We start from the raw sequence: 19,887 nt of genomic DNA on the forward strand, positions 1-19,887 counted from the left end.
TTTGCGTCATTAATGATGCATGTGTTTTTCCATGTGGCCTTGTTTCTCAACCGCCATTTCCACTTCAACCTTACCTGCGTTTTTAAAGGTTAAAGTCATAGGGAAGCGGTCACCCTCTTTAAGAGTTTGTGTTGGATTGAAAATCATTAAATGGAAGCTGCCTGGCTTAAACAACACTGAGTCATTGGCTGGAACGCGCACTTCGTCAATCTTAATCATTTTCATCACACCATCTTCTTTCTTATGCGTGTGAATTTCGACATGCCCTGCGATTGGGCTTTCTGCTGCGATCAATGCATCTTCACTGTCACCGTGGTTGGTTAATTGAAAAAAACCACCGATAACAGGTGCGTTTGGTGGCGCTTCGCGGCTCCATGGATGGTCGATATGAATTTTTCCTGCTTCATAATCGTGCGCTAAACTCAGTGGGCTAGCGATGACAGCAATAAGCGCGATAGCGGCGGTTTTAAATGATTTAAGCATGTGTTTTTCCTTTTGAATGAATAGCTTCTCTGAATGGACAACAAACAGAGTCATCGTTATTTTTGAATAAAGTTGTCAATGATTAGATGCCTGTTAGGCAGGAAAAACACTCGGCGGAGAGTGCTTAGGCGCGATGTGTTTGTAAACGAACTTATCGCATTTTGAAAAATGATAAGTCGTCAGTGCATACTTTACTCGGCGCAGCCAATGGATGGTTGTCAGGTAAAGCCCAATCGCAACCAGAAGAAAGAATTGAACAGCTTGAAGAAGCGGACATTCAAACTGAAAGCCGTCGTGTAAGTTAAGATCTTGGATGAGCTTAGAAGAAGATTGAGCGTTAGCCTCAATCAACGTATTGATATCCACCCATTTGAAACCATCTGCGGTACACAGTAAAACCTTTTCACTTTGGACTTTGTTGAGCCAAGTTGTGCTGTGAACTTGTGTAGGATTAAGAGCGGCTGTGGACGCTAAATACAACTGAAACAACACCGCGATAATAACCGCAATAGCGTGCAAGCGATGGTGTTTGTGCTGTATTAGAGTGTTTTCCATACAATTGAGTGCTTATCTTCTTCGGCGCGGGATACTAACAAATTAACCAAACAATGTAATTATCAGTTTACTAAAAGGTGATGCAAGTGTGCATTATTTGTTTTGTTGCCTATTTTTAACGCTTTAATGTCTTGATTCGGCTGACATTCACAACCTCCAATTCAACTTGTCAGTCTTGCTTAGTCGCTTCTGAAGATACCGAATTAATCTCTCTTATATGTCACTGAAGCTTCGGTTAGTGGGTGTCGTGGTGGTGTTTTTACGTGCTAGATTTGGCTGATATCGATTCAAAATGCACACCGAATCTTCACTTGTTTTCCATTAACGGAATTATGACAGTAATTTAATAAAGGATACGGTATTCTGCGCTCCTTTGTACATGCCAGAAACGTCCGTCCTACTTAGTCGGAGGGGCGATTAATCTTAAGAAATTTCTCAAATGAAATACGAACAACAGATTGGATATCGATACCCTAAAGGTCGATTTGCCATGGTGAGTGTATATGCATTCACCGGTGCTGCGATTTTAGCATCGACTATTTTTTCTCTATTGCTATTTTTGTCTATCGACGAAAACCCGATGATGCAAACCTTATTTGGTGGTTTAGCGATCATTTTTGAAGCGGGTAAATTTTACGCTTGGTATGAATACGGTGAGCGCCGAGCCCATCGCAACTACACAGGAGCAGCAACCGCTCTCGTGTTTTATTTAGTTTTAGCTGCGATTTCCATTGGCGGTAGTATTGGTGGGATTAATAGTGCAACCAATAGTGCACAAAGTCATATTTCGGTAGAGCAGGCGAAAGTGGAAGCGTTTAATCGTCAGATTGCGGCAATCGATAAGCAGATTGAGCTCAACAATATGGCAGCGCAGAAATACATCGAGATGGAGCGTATCGCGACTGGTGTAACTCGCATTCAGGATCAAAACAAAACCTTACGTGAAGAGCAGCAACGCTTGGCTATGGAGCGTGATAGTTTACCGCCGGTTACGCAAGGCTCAGTGATTGGTTTGATTGATAGCCTAGCCAACGCATTTGGTACCACCTCTCAGCAAGCTCAGCTTGGCTTGGTTGTATTTCTTTCGATTCTTTTGGACTTCTTTGCTGCATTTTTTGTTGGCTTGATTGGTGAAGAGCAACGGTTCCGATATTTCTATCGCAGAAATGAGGGCATGATATTGAAAACAGTTCGCGATATAGACCCAGCGCCTGCGGGTTATCTTCCTCATATAAAAGAGGAAGAAGAGCAAGAAATACCAGCTGCGCCGGAGCCAGAAGAACCAAAGGAACCGAAAACCTTGTTAGAGCAAGTTAGCGATGCACTTAAAACGCATCAAATTACGTGCACCAAAAAAGCCGTTGCTAAACAGTTTAGGCTGTCTGCGGAAGAGGTAGACAAGGTATTTGAAGAATTGGCAGAGCTCGGTTTAGTGGGGAAAAAAGCCAACCACCATTATCATTGGATAGGTGAAGCAGAAACCGCATAATTGGTTATCTATTAGAGTTCGGAAAGAGCGTCAATCGGCGCTCTTTTTTTTTGGGAGGGGGGAGTTTCGCTATTAAAGTTAACTACAAGAAAGCGTATCAATCTTTATTGAGCTTTTTGGTTACGTCTTTCACCGTTTTCTTCTCTTTTTCCGGTGTCATTGCATCAACAGCTTTACCCGCCATCCCTTCATCTGGCAATTTGTCTTTTCCTGCATCAACTGCGGTATCTTTCAGTGCCTCTTTAGGCGTACAGCGACCCCCAACACCAACCACGGCTTTTGTCGCAGCGGCTTTAGCTGCCTTTTCTGCATCGCAGTCAGGATCCATAACGCTAGCTAAGCTCGTGGCTGAACCAAAAAACAAGATTAACAAAATGAGGTTGCGTTTTTTCATATTCGTCACCAATGTTGTGAAACATAGGTAAAGTGTAACGGAGAGAAAAGGCTTTGACTGAGAATTTGTTGGTTTGAGCTTGGGAAGCAAAGTAAGGTGAAAAGAAAAAGTGCCACCGAAGTGACACTTTTTCTTAAGCGTAGAAGGGATTAGTTGTCGTAAACGTCTAACTCCACTTCACGGGCAATATTTTGGTCGTTAATGATCACACCTTCGACTTCGACACGAGCACCATTTAGGTTAAGTTCTTCAATGCCTTGGAAGCGTGTTTGCGCATCAATCACAACGGTGGTATTACTTAGTACTTGATCAGCATCATTCTCACAATGCTCGATTTTAAATGCTCTTGAATCAGCATCGTAGTTTGATACATAGCCTTCACATTCAAACTCTTTACCTCGCCATTGGTTGTCATTGTCAAACTCCGACCGCTCAAATTCGATGACGGTAGCGGTGCGTTTGCCATTTTTCATCACAGAGGTCACTTCTACTTCTTGACCTTGTTCTAGATTAGCTTTGCTACCATCCTCAAAGCGTGTTGCCTTATCAATGAAGAAGGCTCCTCGGTAGTTTAGATAGAACTCACTATAATCCTTGGCAACCCAAGTCACGATACCTTCCACATCGCTGTCATTTTTTAGATCGTCGTAGTCTTCAACTTCTACCTCATGTGCCATGAAGATACCGTTTTGCATTTCACCTTCGGCTTCAATCCATTGACCAATGCTAAGCTGGTTAACGTTGTTATATGCCACCGTTACTTTTCCACGTAACTTAAATGTTCCAGCATTTTCATCGATACTGGTAATACGGCCTTCCAGTTCGTAGTCGTTATCAAGTACTGGGTAATCGTTATCTACGTCGAGTTCGACCACAGACAACACTCGATAACCCGCATCAGCAGTTGGCAATGATGACACCATCACCCAGTCGTTGACTTCTATATCATCACTTAAATCGTCAAACTGCAGCTCTATGCCGTTTACCGTGAATGCTTTCTTCACATGATCAATCGCTGTGACACGTCCTGTAATGGTTGGTTCAAGTGTGACTCGGACGCCATTGTCCGAAGCTTGCCGAATATCTGACCCCACGCGAACCACCATTTTGGGTTTTACATCGGCCAATTGCACTTGTGTGTCGTCATAAACCACCTCAGACACACGATACGTATGTCCATTGACGGTTAACGTGCTTTCTTCAGCGTTGACCGCTTCAACAGAGCCCATCGCTACACTTGGTTTCACTGTTGGTTGAGTTGGTGTGCTATCGCTATTGCTGCCACCACCTGAACCACCACAACCAGACAATGCCAAACCTACTACAGAAATAAGAGCGAGTTTTTTCATTGTATTAACCTCAATTTACGAGCGAGTTTAGGAAATTGCCTGTATCTTATTGGGCATATCGTGAAGAGATCGTGAAGAAATGTGATTTTATGAAAATTTTAATTGTAGATGACAACCATAACGTCTCGGAGACGATTGCAGACTATCTTGAGCTCGAAGGCATGATTATCGATTGTGCGTTTCATGGAGAGGCTGCGATTAAGTTAATCGAGGAAAATCATTACGATGTAATTATCATGGATATCATGATGCCGAAGCTCGATGGCATCAGTACGGTACAGAAGCTTCGACAAGATAAGTTATGTGGAACGCCAATTCTCTTCCTAACGGCAAAAGATACGCTAGATGACAAAATCGCGGCTTTTAAAGCGGGGGGAGATGACTATTTAATGAAGCCATTTGCGATGGAAGAGCTCAGTTTGCGTGTTCATGCTTTGGCTAATCGTGGTCCAAGACAAGATATCGGAACGCTCAAATTTGCAGATATTTGTTTAGATGCGCGTACAGGAAAAGTAACGAGAAAAGACAAAGAAATTAAGCTGAGTCGAATTCAAACTAAAATTTTAAAATTGCTCCTCCAACGTGCTCCAGCAGCGGTCTCGCGCACAGAAGTGATCGATAGTGTGTGGGGAGACGAACCACCGGGAAGTGATGCACTTCGTAGCCATATTTATGGTTTAAGAACCGCACTAGACAAAGGTTTTGAAGAATCACGATTAGAGACTATTCATGGACAAGGTTACCGACTTAAAGCATAACGAATATCCAAGCATTTATCGCAAGATCCGTTGGGGTTTTGGGGTCATGACGTTTGTGATGTTTACTCTTTTTTGGTCGCTGATTTATGTGGCAGAAAACAAACTGGAAGTGCTGAGTTTACATCACTGGCTCGATACTGAAGCTGCGCTTTATAGTGAGAATTTCGAGAAACAGGGCTGGGATGCGCCATTGCCAAACGTATTGGAGTTCAACTCATATTGGAGTGAAGCTCCGACACCGGATTGGTTGCTCTCTTTTACTTCACCTGGTTTTTACGAATACCTGCTTGGTGAAGAAGATAAACACTTTGTTGTATTGAACCATCCCTCAGGGAAGGGGCTTATGTACATTGTATTTCAAGATGACTCAGATGATTACTTGGACGAATACGAAAGCTCGCTGCATCAGTTTACGCTGCTGCTCGGTGGTTTGTTTTCATTTATCATGGTTGGGTATGGCATTTACATGGTGCGAATATTGTCTCGGCCATTAGCGCAAATTGAAGACAAAATTAGCCAAATGTCACCGGATCAACCCGCTTTCCAAGTTGAAACTAAGTTCAGCGAAACACGCCAGATAGAGCAGACTTTGCTGGATAATAAGAACGATATCGCGGGCTACTTCAAACGAGAACAAGAATTTAGCCGTTTTGCATCGCATGAGTTGAGAACGCCAATCATGGTGATTAAAGGCTCAACAGACATTCTGACGCGTCTTCCTGATCAACCTCGAGTTGCGCAAAAAGCCATCACGAGGATGCAGTCAGCTTGTGACGAGATGCGTGTACTGACAGAAGCGTTTCTCTTACTTGGTAAAGAGAAAATAGAGCCTCAACATTACGGAGAGCATCAGCTTCTTACTTGTTTACAAAAACAAATGGAAGAGCTGGCTCCTTTATTTGCCAAGCAAGATTCGAACTACGCTTTGCACGAACAACATAGTGGTGTCGTGAATGCACCGGAGAGTTTTGTGACCATTGTAATCAACAATCTGATTAAAAACGCCTTTAGCTATAGTGTGGGAGATATTGAAATTGAGTTGAAAGGTCATGCGCTTAAGATCCTAAACCGTCACGATGGCAACGAGACGTACAACGCTGGTTATGGTTGTGGGCTTGTTATCGTACAACGAATATGTGAACGGATGGGGTGGGCGTTAGTACTGGACGATGATGGTGTTCGATTTAGTGCAAAAGTGGAGTTCTGCTCTTAGCTTTGTGCGTATTGATTCAAGTGAGACTTAACGCTCTGGCTTTTTCTTGTCGTACGCATCTAACCCGCAGTCAAACAAGAAAAAACTGGAATTTGAATTAGACTGAAGTTAGTGAAGCGGAAACTCGAGGAACCGTTATGCTCTCTTATCAGGTCAGCCGAAGTATTGAAATTAATAAGAATCAAAGTGAAATTATTGGCTATCTCAAGAACTTCAAACACTGGCCCAGCTGGTCACCATGGATCATTCTTGAACCAAGCTGCGAGCTGACATTCAGTGATAATCAGGGCCACGTTGGAGCTGGTTATCAATGGAATGGTCAGCGTATTGGGACTGGCGCGATTGTACTGGAAAGTACTCAAGAGCATCGATTAGATATGGAGCTACATTTCTTTCGCCCAATCAAGAGCCATGGAAAGGTGACTCTAATCGTGACGCCGTCACAAAATGGCTGTTTAGTCGAATGGCAAATGCAATCTCGCGTCCCTTGGTATCTGTTCTTTCTGAAAAGTATGTTTAAGTCGATGATAGAGATGGATTATCAACGTGGGTTACGCATGCTCAAAAGTAAGCTTGAAACCGGAAGAGTGCATTCAGACTTAGTCGAAATAGGTAACCGAACGTTGCCTCAAATTCATTACATTGGGATCAAGGGTGTGGCTAGCTTGCAGGAATTAGGTTCGGTAATTGAGAAGCATGTTCAGCAACTAGAACAGTTAATTAGTGACGAAACCCTATCCGTGAATGGTCAATTGTTTTGTTATTACCAGTCGATGGATATGCAGAAAGGTACATTCGAGTTTATCACTTGCTTTCCTCTTCATAACTCAGTACCAGCGCCTCAAGGGGCGGTTACCGGTACCATTCCTGAGAGTGAAACATTTGTCGTTGAACACCGAGGTGAATATCAGTTTTTGGGAAATGCATGGGCTTTAGCGATGAACTTGGTTCGTCAGAGTGGTATGAAAGTCAAAACCAGTCCTTTAGGAATCGAACGCTATCTGAATAGCCCGAAGGAAACCACGGAAGAAGAGCTAAGAACGGAAATTATTTTGTTTAAGAAATGACAGGCGCAGGCGAGTAGGGTGTTTAGGTATCATACTGGTTATGCGAAATGTTATTAAAGAATAATAGCCTATCTGTTCCTACCCATAAAAATGCCTCAGCAATCGCTGAGGCATGGTTTTACAGGCCAACTTCTCTTGTTAGAGAATTATTGTGCACGGTATTTACCGCTGTTTAGTTCAATTTTAGACGCTTTTACCCGGCTGTCTGCGTTTAGGTAGTCGCTAATACTTAGCAGATCTTGATCTTGAGATGCTTTTAACACCGCTGATTCCCCCTCTGCGAAGATAACTTCTAATTTTAACTCTTTGGCGACTGCTTTCGCTTCGTTAGGATTGTTTACGGTGATATAAACCAGTCCAGTGGCTTTGGATACGTTACTAAACGCATTCTTAAACACCTCATCACCCGCTTGAAGTTTTACGTCTTCAGATAGGGTTCTAATAGTGCCAGTTTGCACTTTTCGATAATCTTGGCCATTAATCTCAACCGCTTCTGATGGCACAAACAGTTCTGGTGCAGGCTGTTGAGAGAGCTGTTGCTCAGCGTATACACTCGACGTCATGATAACGAGAGCCAGCATAGAAAATGATTTGTATTTCATGTTATTGACTCCTTAGTGTCCAAATATGCGCATCGACCAGTTCTTAATAACACCGGGCTGAGCGTTGTTTGCCATCGGAACGTCATAGATGGTGGAAGAGTTGAAATATGCAATGTAAGAATAGACTTCATCGCCGTTCGTATCTATTGCTCGCAACGTCCATTCGCCTTTTGCATCTTCGCCATAAAATTGGTTAGACAACATTAATTGATCTTTGTAGCCAGTAATCGATGAATCAAGAGATTGACCAACAAGACCATTGCGCGGTGTTTGCAAAACGGAACGAGTCCCTGATGGCGAAATGAGCTCGATAGCTAAGTCGGGCAGACGAGCGTGGTCCAGTGTCAATGTCACTTGAACGGATTCTACTGTCAGCTCATCGGCAATGGCGATACTTGAAGAACCACCAACTAGACTTGCATCGGGTACACTTACTTCTGTAGCGTTATTAACCCATGGCGTAATGACTTGAGTTGGCAAAACACGATTCGTCATGCGAGCACGTTGCATCGCTTCATCTAAATCTACAGCGCCGAAGCCATAAAAAGTATGGAAATCTACGCCTGCTGCGTTTTTTTGCCAAGGGGCAATTGCCTCGTAGCTAACCTGTTCACCTTTATGGTTAGTAAATTCAAGCTGTACGCCTGGATGCGCTTTATCCGTTACTTTTGCTGTCTCCGCTAGTAAAGCACGTACATCACGAGCAGAAAGTGCGTGGTTGGTTGACATGATTGCCGCGATGGCACCCGATGTGTTCGGCGCAGCCGATGAGGTTCCGTTCATCGTACTGGTATAGTTACAGTTCGGATCGAGCTCCGTTCCGCCGTGTAACCCATTAATGCCAAGGCCATCACTGGTATTTTGCCCTTCTTCACAACCCATTAAATCAGTGGTGACCATAGCAGGGAAATCTTGCCCATATTCACCTGCTGGTGCTGCAACCCACACGTTCGAACCCACCGATGAGTAACTCGCTCGCGTACCATCCGCTCGTAGTGCACTAGTGACTAAATTGAAGTAATTGGCGTTATCATAAGACTGAGCAGAGTTGTGCATCGGTAAGCCTTGATTGTCTCCACCAGCAAAGAAGTTACTTGGCAATACGAAGAATCGCCCTGCATTGAAATAACGGTAACCATTACCTGCTGACTTTACAAATACAGCACCTCGACCCCAGGCGTTACTCTCGCTGACGTTTTTCATCACGTCCATTTCAAGTTTTAGTTGAGGGTCGCTTTCATCAAAAGTAATCGGGTTTATAGGGCTGAAACCGTAACTTTGGTTAAATACGCGAACATCACGTGTTGCTGGGTCCATGCCATGGGAGATTAACCAGCCTTCTAATGTCTGGTTGGCTAACCAGTTAAAACCGATGAGGGAAGAGAGAGAAGCGACACCGCGTCCGCCTTCACCGTTGTTGCCGACGGCGCTAATCAAACCGGCTACAGCAGTGCCATGACCATTAGTATCAACCGGATAACTTGGTGGGAATGAAGAGTCTTCGACGAAGTTTCTGCTACCTGTAACTATATTACCTGCAAGGTCGGGGTGATCGATCTGCACTCCAGAATCAATAACGGCAACTTTCACACCAACACCTGCAATCCCCATTGCCTGAGTGAGCTTAGTGTTTAAGTCGTTCCCAGCAACAGCAGGATTAGCCGCAAACGCAGTTTGCCCCGTGTTGTCTAAGTGCCATTGTTCAGAATAGAGTGGATCAAACGCCGAGACGGCAGGTGCAATGCCTACTGCCAACATAGCAGCAAATAGGCGATTAATGCGTATTTCCATTTTTGACCTCATGTCTTTGTTTGGAATTTTTTAGTTCCTGTTTCATATTCCGCTAACAGGAACAAACAAAGCTAACGACAAAGAATAAGGACGAAAACCATTTACAACTTGTTTACATTAAAAGTTCGATGGACAACATAAGTCTTTGTTAATTTACTGAAACTATGAGGTTTTTATATGTCGCATCGAACATGCATGAAAAGTGAAAAGCAGAAAATACGAGTGTACCGTCTGCTTCAAGAGGGGGGGTTATTTAGTTGGAGCGGGTTGAATAGTTGCCATTGGTTTCTTAGGTTCGGCTTTTTCCTTAGGCAGCACGTTATCAATCCACTTTTTAATGTACAACTTATCGAATTCTTTATCACACCACTTTTTGTTTAATCCACGTCGATTGAACTCAGCACCAATCGCCACTTTGGTTTGGTTAGTTGCACGGTTGTAGTAGAGAGTTTCACATAGTTGAGTGTTACTCATTTGCTGGGCATATACGTTGACACTGCTGCTGCGCATTCCCAGTTGAGATGCTTGCTGATTACTACACGCCATAAGAAATAGAGGCGCAAAAGTAATAATGATTAGATTTTTTTTCATGTGTGCTTTTTTATGATGTAGGATGAATGACGAACTGGTTTCTACCAGCTTGCTTCGCATCATACAAAGCTTGGTCTGCCAAGAAAAACCATTGATCCCATTCTTGTTTAATTATTTGTGCCGACAGTTTGTCCACTGCTCCAAGGGAAATTGTCGCGTTTAATGGTTTAGAGTCAACCACCAATGGCGTGTTTTCAACAGTATATCTCAATCGCTCCAAAAACTTAGCGCAATCTTCAGCTCGCTGTACTTCGAATAATAGGACAAACTCTTCTCCACCCCAACGAATGAGTAGGTCACCAGAGCGAGTGGATTCATTAAATAGCGTGGCAATATGAGTCAGCATTTTATCGCCAATATCGTGTCCATATTGATCATTAAAGGTTTTAAAATGATCAACATCTAAAACTGCTAAGGCAAATGTTCTATCTGGGCTTCTACGAGCCATTTTGTCCAGCCAAATGTGAAGATAGCGACGGTTATGCAGTTGAGTTAACGGATCGGTAGTATTTTCTTGAGTGAGTGCTTTATTAAGACGTCTAACGCGCAGTACGTAACGAAAACCAACGACACCAATTGCCGTAATAGCGATAAAGTAGAACATTTCTCGATAGCGCTGCGAACGCAGTTCAGACGCTTGTAGCGCATTTTTTGTTTCTAGCAATTTGAGTTCTTTCTGGGCTAACTTAGCTTCGAGATCAAACTTAATGTTAATCATCTCTTCACCGTGAATATGATGAGAAAACTCAGCCTCCAGCTCTCTTAATTGGGTTAAATAATGAAAAGCGGCTTCATAGTCATTAAGAATTTGATGAGCGTTTACCAGTACCGAAAGCATATCAATACGCTGCCGCAGCTCTAATTCACTGGTTGACTTGGTTTGTTCTAGAACGTTAAGCGCTGTTGTAATAGCTTTATCGTATTGTTTGTTTGCGAGGTAAGCCTCTGCAAATGCCTCGTAACAAGACGTTTTTAGCATTTCTAGATTTTTTGGAATGGGCAGGTCTACGCAACGCTGTGCGACCATTAATGCATCATCAATTTTTCCTACCGAGCTCAACATTTGTGAAAAGCTGGATAAAGAGTGGTGCTTGACTGTGTCCGACCCTGTTTGCATTGAAAGTCGAATGGCTTCATTGAAATAATATTCCGCTTTTTTGTTATCTCCGAGGCTCGAGTGAACGATGCTAAGGTTTGCGTAGATAACCCCCATAAAAAAGCTATTATCGTATTGATATTCGCTCTCTAGGTAAGTGTCGAGAGCTTGCGTTAGGTAACTGTTGGCCCGAGCCCAATCTGATGCGTCGATGTAGACCGTCCCAATGTTGTTCAGTGTCATCGCGACTTGTATTTCAAATACTGTTTTTTCTAATAACTCATAGGCATTGCGATAATATTTTAGGCCACTGCGTAGTTGATTTCGAGATACTTCTAGATTGCCTAACCAGCGGTAAGCACGGCCTTCTAATGCTAGATAACCAAGATCACGGGCTGTAGAAACAACGTCATGGAGTAACAATTCTGCGTTCCAGTTATCGTCTTGCTCAATCATTGTTACAGCCTTATTGAGCTGTGCTTCAGCGACGACCCATTCCAAATGGTGCTTTTTACCGAATTCGATTAAATCGGGCATATCTTTCGGTAATGGAACGCCTTCGTAACGCTTAAGGTACTTTCGTGCAAAGTAATACAGAGCAAGAGACTCCGCTGATGCATTCTGTGGCGCATTTAACTCATCTTTTTGAATTGATCGCGGCTTACCCATCGAGCGAAAGTAGAGTTTTAACATGGGCTTGCTTTCTGCTGAAATGTGTTCTTCCAGATAAGCTTGCTTTTCGGTACTCGCCAGTACGTTGGTGGGATGCAAGAAAAGTCCAAGTGCAGTACAAAGTGCGCAAGCCAGTTTTTTAATTGAGAAGTGCATGAGCGTATTAATAAAATGTGATCTCTTAACCGAATACCAGTTAAGTCTACCATTTCTTGTTGGTTAAGTGCGGATGGATTCCCAGTGGCAAAGTGTTTTGGGAGTGAGATACGAGAAGGATCTCTATAATATTATGATTTATAAAACAAAATCTATTGAAAACTTATGCAATGATTAGGCGATGGTATAGATAAGGTAACGATGACAGGTAGGCGAGCATATTCGGTGGACTCAATCTAATGATTTAAGCCGCGGATTCATCGCTCAAAATCAGGGCGAAGTGTAAAAAATTACGTTTCTGTCATAAATATTTAATGTTTGTATGGGTTGTTAAAAAACTGGATATTAGACATAGTGTTATTAAGCCAATAAAAAATGGCTTTTATAATAAATAGGAGATTAACTATGCATAATGAAATGATTCAACCTTCGCACTTCGGCATTATCGGCCGTACCTGCATCGCTTCAGTACTTATGATTGCGGGTGTTTTCGCTCTTATTTAAGAGTCAAGGGTAACGATGATTACCTTTTAAAGAGTAAGAAAATTCAGGGAATCACCTTAACCTTGTGTAAGGTATTCCCCTGAAAATCCAAGCTAGTCTTTAGTTATTAGCTGAAGAAGCTAAAAATCAATGCACTTACCGCCACAATGCCTGCTGCTAGAACAAAGTAAGTAGAGACATTTCCTCGATATTGTTTCATCGCCTCGATTTTATACACCGCTAACATTGGCATAATAAATAAGATCATTGCAATAACAGGCCCTGACAATGCTTCCATCATACCAAGAATACTTGGGTTCATGATCGCGGCCGCCCAGATTGAGAAGAACAGTGCTGCCACGCTGATACGATCAACACGCTTCTCAGATAGGTTAAAATGCTTGTTAATTAAACCATTTAAGCTTTCACGCGCACCTAAAAAATGCCCAAGGAAAGATGAAGTGATAGCAACAAACGCTACTAAAGGACCAAGTGTTGCAATAAATGGATTATCGGTTGCGTTCGCTAAGTAAGACAATACGGATACGTTTTGTTCTTTTGCTTGAGCCAATTGTTCAGGTGACAGTGTTAGTACACAGGAAAATACAAAAATAAGAACAAAGGCAATCAGCATGATGCTAGTGCGACGAAGAATAACTTCGGATTTGGCATCTGCCTGCTTACCGTAATGGCGACGTTGTACATTTGCAAAGCTTGAAATTGCAGCTGCGTGACTAAACGAGAAAATCACTACAGGAACTGCTAACCACATAGTGCTAGCAAAAGCTGACGCTTCTGGCACATCCATGACAGGCATGGTCCAGTTCGGTATTAAGTAAAATGATAGAAAGGCAAGAATGGCAACAAGTGGGAACACCATGATGGCAAAGGCCCGTAGCATTACTTTTTCACCCGCCATCATAATAGCAATTAGTGCAAACACTAGTACGCCAGAAAGCAAAGGTCTAGGTAAAGAAGCCATATCAGCCTGATTTACCATGAAGCTATCTACTGTGTTTGTTATTCCAACACCATATATCAACAGGATCGGGAAGATCGAAAGAAAATACAGTAGTGAAATAGAACGGCCTGCTTTTGCGCCGAAGTGCTCTTCCACTACATCAGTGAAGTCTGCGTTTTTGATCTTAGAAGATAGTACAAAACGAGCTAAGCCACGGTGCGCAAGATAGGTCATTGGAAAAGCAAGTACTGCCATCGCGACTAAAGGCCAAAAACCACCAATCCCAAGGTTAATTGGCAGAAACAGGATGCCTGCGCCAACGGCTGTTCCAAATAGGCTAAGAACCCAATGTGTATCATGTTTTGACCAAGCTGTGGTTGTGTTTATTTCACTAGGATTTAAGGCATTTCGAGATTCTTTCACTTTAAAACTCGCTTTTATAAAAATAATAATGCTGAAAATGGTAAAGGTTTTAGTGTTTATTATCACACGCTAAGCTTGGTGAATAATGCTGTGAATTTGGGGTGGTTGTAAATTATCCAACTATGAATTTTTCAATAAACCAGAATAAAGTTCTTAAATTTAATTTGTTTAATGGTTGTATGTGTTGAAATTTTCATCTTGTGTGGTTTTTGATTTTGTGGTTAAAACTTAATCACGGATGTATGTTCTAAGTGAGTTAGGCCTAATTTTCAGGAAGAATATTACATTTCTTAAGCACTTAATTGAGATGTTTGTGTCCCGTCATTTAGATGAGATTTAGGTATACTGCTGCCATTCATGTTAAAGAAGGAGTCATTGAATGGACATCTTGTCTGCGCAAAAAGAGGACTTATTTGCCATATATAAGCTCGAAAATACTTTATTTGGAGAACACGCCTATCCTCAATTTTTCTTTCGGCAAGCTTTTGATTGTTGGGGAGAGAGCTTACTGGTAGCAAAAGAGGGAGAGCAGGTCGCAGGGTATATATTGCTAACGACTAGCACAAATGCACATCAATATTGGATCATGTCATTGGCCGTCGATATTCAACATAGAGGTAAAGGTATTGCGCGTTCCCTCCTTGAAAACGTTATTGCGCCGTTGACGTTAGGCTCAAGCGTGAAATTGACTGTCGATCCTAAGAACCAACCTGCATTGTCTTTATACCTCTCCCTTGGCTTTAAAACGTTAGAAGAAGAAGCGCATTATTTTGGTGACGAAGAATCCAGGTTAGTCATGGAATTAGTAAAGTAATACTGCACGATAATGATCGAAATTTGCACACAATCAGTGCGTAGCATTATGTTGCTATAATTGGTTTTAATGTAACCCGTTGTATAGTAAAGGTTTTTAATATTGGCACCTCACTTGCTTTACATAAACGTTCATCGATAACTCGATGCGCCGCTCTTAATAGCAGGCGAGAGCGGTATAGGGTATTACTTTTTGAAAATGTACTAACAGCGTTAAAGGCATTGCTGCCTCTCTCGATTCGGGAGAGGCTTTTTTTTGCTAGTAAGTTGGGCTGAATCGCACTGGAGGTGTTATGTCGCAAGGATGCAAAAAAACCACTTGTCCCTATTGTGGTGTTGGATGTGGTGTCGAGGTCAATGCGAAAGGAATCGTTGGGGATGCGTGTCATCCTGCAAATGCGGGCTCACTGTGCGTAAAGGGTGTCGCGTTGGCAGAGAGCTTGAATATGCCTTCGCGCTTGCTGTATCCAAAGCTTGTCACCAAGCAGCGACCTCAAGGGCAAGAAGTGCAATGGCAACAAGCCACGGATCTGATTGCAGAAAAGATTCATCAAGCGAAAGCAGAGTTTGGACCGGAATCCGTCGCGATGTACGTGTCAGGCCAGTTGTTGACGGAAGACTACTATGTCGCCAACAAACTCATGAAAGGCTATGTTGGCAGCGCAAACATCGATACGAACTCCCGTTTGTGTATGTCTTCGGCGGTTGCGGCTCATGTACGAGCATTTGGTGAAGATGTCGTTCCCGTCAATTACGACGATATTGATAAGACTGAGCTATTGATAATTTGCGGTGCTAATACCGCTTGGACGCATCCTGTTTTATTCCGACGTATTCAACAAGCGAGAGAAAGCAATCCTAACCTCAAGCTGGTGGTCATTGACCCGCGTGAAACGGTCACCGCGCAGCAAGCTGATTTGCATCTACCGATTAAAAATGATGGTGATGTGTCACTCTTCAATGGGCTGCTCAAGTTTCTTATTGAACAGCAATGCATTGATTCTGAATACATAAATTCTTATACCGACGGGTTTGATGCGCTTGCAGAAGAAGCTTCTGATTTACGTTACAGTGTCGCTAATCTAACGTCTTCCATTGGCATTTCAGAGGAAAAACTCACGACATTCTTCCAATGGTTTGCGCAAAGCCCAACCGCAATCACGCTGTTTTGCCAAGGGGTTAACCAAGCCGAAAATGGTGTCGATAAAGGCAATGCCATTATTAATGCACACTTGGCGACAGGTAAAATTGCCAAGTCAGGTTGTGGGCCGTTTTCTATTACAGGTCAGCCCAATGCGATGGGTGGGCGAGAAGTCGGTGGATTGGCAAACCAGTTAGCGGTTCATCGTGCTTTTGACGCAGAGTCTATCAAACAAGTGCAGGCGTTCTGGGATTCACCAGAAATTGCCACTCAGCCCGGTTTAAAAGCCGTTGAACTGTTTGAGGCGGTAGAACGTGGTGAGATTAAAGTTCTGTGGATTATGGCTACCAATCCTGTTGTCTCTTTGCCAGATAACCAATTGGTAAAACGTGCACTAGAGATTTGTCCGTTTGTGATTGTTTCCGATATCACAGCGGATTCGGATGTAGCGCATTACGCGGACCTATTGCTACCCGCCGCTGGCTGGGGGGAGAAGCAAGGCATGGTGACCAATTCTGAGCGTCGACTTTCAAGGCAGCGCCAGTTTCAAACGCCTCCGGGTGAAGCAAAATCAGATTGGTGGACGATAAGCCAAGTCGGGCAAGCTCTGTGTGCATTGGAAAAGACACAAAATGGCTTTGCGTTTACTTCTGAGCGGGCGGTATTCAGGGAATATGCCACGATGACAGGCATGAATGCAGATTCGCCATTGAAGCTAGATCTTTCTCAATACGCCAACTTAACCGAGCAAGAATACGAAGAGTGGGTGCCGACACAATGGGGAGGAGAGCGCCCTTTTGCTGATGGCGTCTATTCACACCCAGATGGAAAAGCGCGTTTTGTCGTGACCAGTGAATCTCCAACGCGCTTAGAAAGAACAAAAGGCTGGTGGCTCAATACGGGCAGGCAACGTGACCAATGGCATACCATGACGCGCACAGGGCATATCGCCCACCTTGCCGCCTCAGAGTTAGAACCAACCGTGTACATGAACACGCTCTCTGCCACTCAAAATCGCTTAAAAGCAGGACAGCTCACCAAGCTGTTTCAGCCTGCTTCAAACACCGGTATTTATGCCAAAGTTGCCATTGATGAAGGTTTGGGTTTTCAGGAGCTGTTTATGTCAATGCACTGGGCGGGTCGATATGGCGGTGAAAGCAGTGTTAATGCGATAGTAAACAGCGCAAAAGACCCTATTTCAGGGCAGCCTGCATTTAAGTCGTCTTATGTTGAAGTGCAAGACGCCGCGGTCAAAACCTACGGTATGTTCATCGGTACACAGTTTGATTCCGTTAAATTTCTCTACAGCGCATTTCAAGCAGAAAGCAATTTGGGCATTTGGCGCTTTGCACATGATAAGCGACCAAAGAAGCAGAGTTTTTGTCGAACGGAAAAGAGCCGCAGAATTACGATAGATATTGCCCAAGGTTGGCTAGCGGTGGACTATGACCTTGTTGGAGACGTGCGTATCATTCGCTCTGTTTTGGTGGTGTCTAGTGAACCGATTCAAACCGACTACACCAACTTTACCGGCTTGATTGGCAAGCCGATGGAGCTATCGCAACTGCTTACCATCACTCAATCGCAAAGCAGTGCCAAACTGGTTTGTAGCTGTTTCCGCGTTACCGATAAACAAATACATGACGCGATGGAGAAACAAGACTGCACGTCAGTGACCCAACTTCAAAACAAACTCAAATGCGGTACTAACTGTGGCTCGTGCGTCTCTCAAATCAAACAAATGGTCGACAGCCATCAGCATCAAAAGGGCAAACAGCAAGCGAACCAGCAAAGTTTGGCTATTCAAATAATGTAAGTCATAAAGAGGATAAGCACATGGAAGCGCCTTATCAAAAGTCTTGGTTTAAGAAAGGACAAGCGAGTCAGAAACAAGAACGCTCGTCTCGCTTTTCTAAGCATGACCAAGCAAGCAAACTGAACCAACTTTTAGAAGACCATTCAGTAGACCTCGACGCGAACCACAAAGGTTTTGTCTCGATCGTCGGAGCAGGACCGCACGATCCTGAATTGTTAACGGTAAAGGCTGTGAAAGCGATTATGTCGGCAGAGGTTCTGCTGTACGACCGTTTGGTGAACAAAGATATTTTGGAGTTGGCTTCGCCACAAGCCGATTGGATTTACGTGGGCAAACGATGCGGACAACCTAGCATTGGTCAGGAAGAAATTTGTGATTTGATGGTATCGCTCGCTCAACAAGGAAAGCGAGTTGTGCGCTTAAAAGGGGGAGATCCATTCGTATTTGGCCGTGGAGGCGAAGAGGCGTTAGCACTCGTCAAACACTCAATCGCGTACGAAGTCATTCCCGGCATTACCGCTGCGATTGGATGTTCAGCAAACAGCTTGATTCCGCTGACTCATCGTGGCGTTGCTCGTAGCGTTACCTTTGTGACGGGGCAAGTGGTAACAGGCGCATTTGAAGCGTGGAGCCAACTGATGCAAAGCGGACAAACGTTAGTCTTCTATATGGGGTTAGAAAAGTCATCGCAAATACAAACGGGTTTAATAGGCTCTGGTTTGAGAGAAGATTTTCCAGTCGCGATCATCACTCATGGTTGCAGCCCTCAACAACAAGTGCATGTTACACAACTCAATCAGCTCAATGATTTATCGATTACACTTAAAGGCGTGAGCCCAGCATTGATTGTGATGGGAGAAGTTGTCAAACTGCGCGAACAACTAATAGAAACCGTACAGTCAGTGACGGAATACGAGGGAATATGAGCAGCATTTTGGAATGTATTAGAACAGTCGGTCGTGGCGAACGTGGTAGAAAACCACTGAACTTTGACCAAGCGTTTCGAGTTATGGATGAATACCTAAACGGAGAGTGCGATGATGATCAAATGGCAATGCTGCTGATGCTGATCCGCGTACAAAACGAGACTCAACAAGAAATCGCTGGCTTTGTGAAAGCATTCCAATCCCGCATGCCTGCTATTGGTGCAGACATCGACTGGCCATGTTACGCAGGCAAACGTGAAGCGGCGGGTCAGCCTTGGCACCTGTTAGCAGCGAAGATCCTTGCCGATAATGGTCATAAAGTGCTGATGCATGGCTATCACGACCGTCAATCTGGACGTTTACACGCAGAAGATTACCTCGACAAGTTTGCTATCGAGAAAGCGGAATCAGCAGAAGAAGCAAAGCGTGTCTTAGAAACACAAAACATCGTGTATCTACCGCTCAGCGCATTTGCTCCACAAGCAGAAACCATGATCGGTTGGAAGAATCGTTATGGGCTTAGAACGCCGATTAATACCGTGGTTCGAGCATTGAATCCGGGGCAAGCAACGGTTGGTATTCGTGGTAGCTTCCATCCTGGTTTCCAACAACTTCATGCTGAAGTCGAATACGAGATCGGTCAAACCGCTCACGCTGTTGTGTCATTCAAAGGACAATCGGGTGAGTCAGAATACAACCCGAAAGTAAGCCAAACAGTATGGTTAAGCCAAACAAGCGGCGTGACATCGCATTACTGGACGGAACAAATGCTGTCTGAGGTGCCAATGCCTGCAAACTGCCCGTTTGGAACGTCAGAAGACGACATGAACCAAATGGCAAATACGGTTCTTGCCACCATGACAGTGGTGCTATTTGCACAAATGCATGACAGGGAAAAAGCATTCGAACGAGCTTTCTCTTACTGGCAAGCCTATTGCGGCCAGCAATAAGATACTATTGTCAATTAATGTAAAACCAACGACGCAAAGTTGTTGAATCTGAATCCATTATCTATTGTTTGAAGAAGGTAAAAGATCCTAGCTCGCCAATGATGTGTTTCACCACGTTGCTCCGTATCAGAGTGGTGAAACCGCAGTTTTAGCCTCAA

Annotated in this window: 17 protein-coding genes; 8 read left to right on the forward strand and 9 right to left on the reverse strand. The window is 43.7% G+C overall.

The features are described from left to right. Positions 1-9 precede the first annotated feature (9 nt). Positions 10-483 carry a copper chaperone PCu(A)C gene (locus tag R7P72_RS15280; protein WP_042521048.1) on the reverse strand — a complete coding sequence of 158 codons (474 nt, stop codon included), beginning with the start codon at positions 481-483 and terminating at the stop codon, positions 10-12. 93 nt (positions 484-576) lie between these two features. Further along, entirely contained in the window at positions 577-1,038 is a 462-nt protein-coding gene (locus tag R7P72_RS15285; RefSeq protein WP_005375842.1) for a hypothetical protein, read from the reverse strand. 439 nt (positions 1,039-1,477) lie between these two features. On the opposite strand from R7P72_RS15285, the gene R7P72_RS15290 reads away from it, so the two are divergent. Continuing rightward, entirely contained in the window at positions 1,478-2,527 is a 1,050-nt protein-coding gene (locus tag R7P72_RS15290) for a hypothetical protein (RefSeq protein WP_017634220.1), read from the forward strand. A gap of 97 nt (positions 2,528-2,624) precedes the next feature. Here the strand turns inward: R7P72_RS15290 and R7P72_RS15295 are convergent, their stop codons facing one another. Continuing rightward, complete coding sequence (locus tag R7P72_RS15295) at positions 2,625-2,921, reverse strand: hypothetical protein (RefSeq protein ID WP_017634219.1); 297 nt, start codon at positions 2,919-2,921, stop codon at positions 2,625-2,627. A gap of 149 nt (positions 2,922-3,070) precedes the next feature. After that, a complete protein-coding gene (locus R7P72_RS15300) occupies positions 3,071-4,270 on the reverse strand; it encodes a DUF5666 domain-containing protein (protein WP_318110721.1) in 1,200 nt (399 codons plus the stop codon). 89 nt (positions 4,271-4,359) lie between these two features. Here R7P72_RS15300 and R7P72_RS15305 point away from each other — a divergent pair, with 89 nt between their 5' ends. The 3 genes from R7P72_RS15305 (at position 4,360) to R7P72_RS15315 (ending at position 7,308) form a co-directional block, all read left to right on the forward strand. Then, positions 4,360-5,028 carry a response regulator transcription factor gene (locus R7P72_RS15305; RefSeq protein WP_025767686.1) on the forward strand — a complete coding sequence of 223 codons (669 nt, stop codon included), beginning with the start codon at positions 4,360-4,362 and terminating at the stop codon, positions 5,026-5,028. Further along, positions 5,000-6,241, forward strand: coding sequence for a sensor histidine kinase (locus R7P72_RS15310; RefSeq protein ID WP_213906883.1), 1,242 nt, complete (start codon positions 5,000-5,002; stop codon positions 6,239-6,241). The genes R7P72_RS15305 and R7P72_RS15310 overlap by 29 nt, the downstream gene beginning before the upstream one ends. A 137-nt stretch (positions 6,242-6,378) precedes the next feature. Continuing rightward, the gene (locus R7P72_RS15315) at positions 6,379-7,308 is read left to right on the forward strand and encodes an SRPBCC family protein (RefSeq protein WP_213906882.1); all 930 of its coding nucleotides are present in this window, start codon (positions 6,379-6,381) and stop codon (positions 7,306-7,308) included. A gap of 146 nt (positions 7,309-7,454) precedes the next feature. On the opposite strand, the gene R7P72_RS15320 is transcribed toward R7P72_RS15315, so the two are convergent. The 5 genes from R7P72_RS15320 to R7P72_RS15340 all read right to left on the reverse strand — a co-directional run bounded on the left by R7P72_RS15320 (position 7,455) and on the right by R7P72_RS15340 (position 14,083). Next, on the reverse strand, positions 7,455-7,910 hold the full coding sequence (locus R7P72_RS15320) for a hypothetical protein (protein ID WP_005375850.1): 456 nt from the start codon (positions 7,908-7,910) through the stop codon (positions 7,455-7,457). Between the two features lie 12 nt (positions 7,911-7,922). Next, a complete protein-coding gene (locus R7P72_RS15325; protein WP_017820240.1) occupies positions 7,923-9,701 on the reverse strand; it encodes a S8 family peptidase in 1,779 nt (592 codons plus the stop codon). Between the two features lie 249 nt (positions 9,702-9,950). Continuing rightward, positions 9,951-10,292, reverse strand: coding sequence for a hypothetical protein (locus R7P72_RS15330; RefSeq protein ID WP_017820239.1), 342 nt, complete (start codon positions 10,290-10,292; stop codon positions 9,951-9,953). Between the two features lie 10 nt (positions 10,293-10,302). After that, a complete protein-coding gene (locus R7P72_RS15335; RefSeq protein WP_213906881.1) occupies positions 10,303-12,216 on the reverse strand; it encodes a tetratricopeptide repeat-containing diguanylate cyclase in 1,914 nt (637 codons plus the stop codon). Positions 12,217-12,826: 610 nt separating this feature from the next. Next, positions 12,827-14,083 (reverse strand): aromatic amino acid transport family protein, encoded by a 1,257-nt coding sequence (locus R7P72_RS15340; RefSeq protein ID WP_017820237.1) that lies wholly within the window; start codon positions 14,081-14,083, stop codon positions 12,827-12,829. Positions 14,084-14,462: 379 nt separating this feature from the next. Here R7P72_RS15340 and R7P72_RS15345 point away from each other — a divergent pair, with 379 nt between their 5' ends. The 4 genes from R7P72_RS15345 to R7P72_RS15360 all read left to right on the forward strand — a co-directional run bounded on the left by R7P72_RS15345 (position 14,463) and on the right by R7P72_RS15360 (position 19,729). Beyond that, the gene (locus R7P72_RS15345) at positions 14,463-14,897 is read left to right on the forward strand and encodes a GNAT family N-acetyltransferase (protein ID WP_005375870.1); all 435 of its coding nucleotides are present in this window, start codon (positions 14,463-14,465) and stop codon (positions 14,895-14,897) included. A 292-nt stretch (positions 14,898-15,189) separates the two neighbouring features. After that, complete coding sequence (locus R7P72_RS15350) at positions 15,190-17,853, forward strand: nitrate reductase (protein WP_213904515.1); 2,664 nt, start codon at positions 15,190-15,192, stop codon at positions 17,851-17,853. A 20-nt stretch (positions 17,854-17,873) separates the two neighbouring features. Next, entirely contained in the window at positions 17,874-18,779 is a 906-nt protein-coding gene (cobA, locus tag R7P72_RS15355; RefSeq protein WP_065275355.1) for a uroporphyrinogen-III C-methyltransferase, read from the forward strand. Further along, positions 18,776-19,729, forward strand: a complete 954-nt coding sequence (locus R7P72_RS15360; protein ID WP_065275354.1) for a glycosyl transferase family protein — start codon at positions 18,776-18,778, stop codon at positions 19,727-19,729. Before cobA ends, R7P72_RS15360 begins: the two co-directional genes overlap by 4 nt. The last annotated feature ends 158 nt before the right edge of the window (positions 19,730-19,887 follow it).

Source organism: Vibrio sp. Vb0888, from assembly GCF_033338835.1.
Lineage (GTDB): Bacteria > Pseudomonadota > Gammaproteobacteria > Enterobacterales > Vibrionaceae > Vibrio > Vibrio alginolyticus.

Bases quoted from the DNA above. Each gene is read 5' to 3' on its own strand.
- R7P72_RS15305 (WP_025767686.1), top strand. From the start codon at position 4,360: ATGAAAATTTTAATTGTAGATGACAACCATAACGTCTCGGAGACGATT.
- R7P72_RS15330 (WP_017820239.1), bottom strand. From the start codon at position 10,292: ATGAAAAAAAATCTAATCATTATTACTTTTGCGCCTCTATTTCTTATG.
- R7P72_RS15345 (WP_005375870.1), top strand. From the start codon at position 14,463: ATGGACATCTTGTCTGCGCAAAAAGAGGACTTATTTGCCATATATAAG.
- R7P72_RS15315 (WP_213906882.1), top strand. From the start codon at position 6,379: ATGCTCTCTTATCAGGTCAGCCGAAGTATTGAAATTAATAAGAATCAA.
- R7P72_RS15300 (WP_318110721.1), bottom strand. From the start codon at position 4,270: ATGAAAAAACTCGCTCTTATTTCTGTAGTAGGTTTGGCATTGTCTGGT.
- R7P72_RS15280 (WP_042521048.1), bottom strand. From the start codon at position 483: ATGCTTAAATCATTTAAAACCGCCGCTATCGCGCTTATTGCTGTCATC.
- cobA (WP_065275355.1), top strand. From the start codon at position 17,874: ATGGAAGCGCCTTATCAAAAGTCTTGGTTTAAGAAAGGACAAGCGAGT.
- R7P72_RS15310 (WP_213906883.1), top strand. From the start codon at position 5,000: ATGGACAAGGTTACCGACTTAAAGCATAACGAATATCCAAGCATTTAT.
- R7P72_RS15335 (WP_213906881.1), bottom strand. From the start codon at position 12,216: ATGCACTTCTCAATTAAAAAACTGGCTTGCGCACTTTGTACTGCACTT.
- R7P72_RS15320 (WP_005375850.1), bottom strand. From the start codon at position 7,910: ATGAAATACAAATCATTTTCTATGCTGGCTCTCGTTATCATGACGTCG.
- R7P72_RS15360 (WP_065275354.1), top strand. From the start codon at position 18,776: ATGAGCAGCATTTTGGAATGTATTAGAACAGTCGGTCGTGGCGAACGT.
- R7P72_RS15285 (WP_005375842.1), bottom strand. From the start codon at position 1,038: ATGGAAAACACTCTAATACAGCACAAACACCATCGCTTGCACGCTATT.
- R7P72_RS15295 (WP_017634219.1), bottom strand. From the start codon at position 2,921: ATGAAAAAACGCAACCTCATTTTGTTAATCTTGTTTTTTGGTTCAGCC.
- R7P72_RS15325 (WP_017820240.1), bottom strand. From the start codon at position 9,701: ATGGAAATACGCATTAATCGCCTATTTGCTGCTATGTTGGCAGTAGGC.
- R7P72_RS15290 (WP_017634220.1), top strand. From the start codon at position 1,478: ATGAAATACGAACAACAGATTGGATATCGATACCCTAAAGGTCGATTT.
- R7P72_RS15350 (WP_213904515.1), top strand. From the start codon at position 15,190: ATGTCGCAAGGATGCAAAAAAACCACTTGTCCCTATTGTGGTGTTGGA.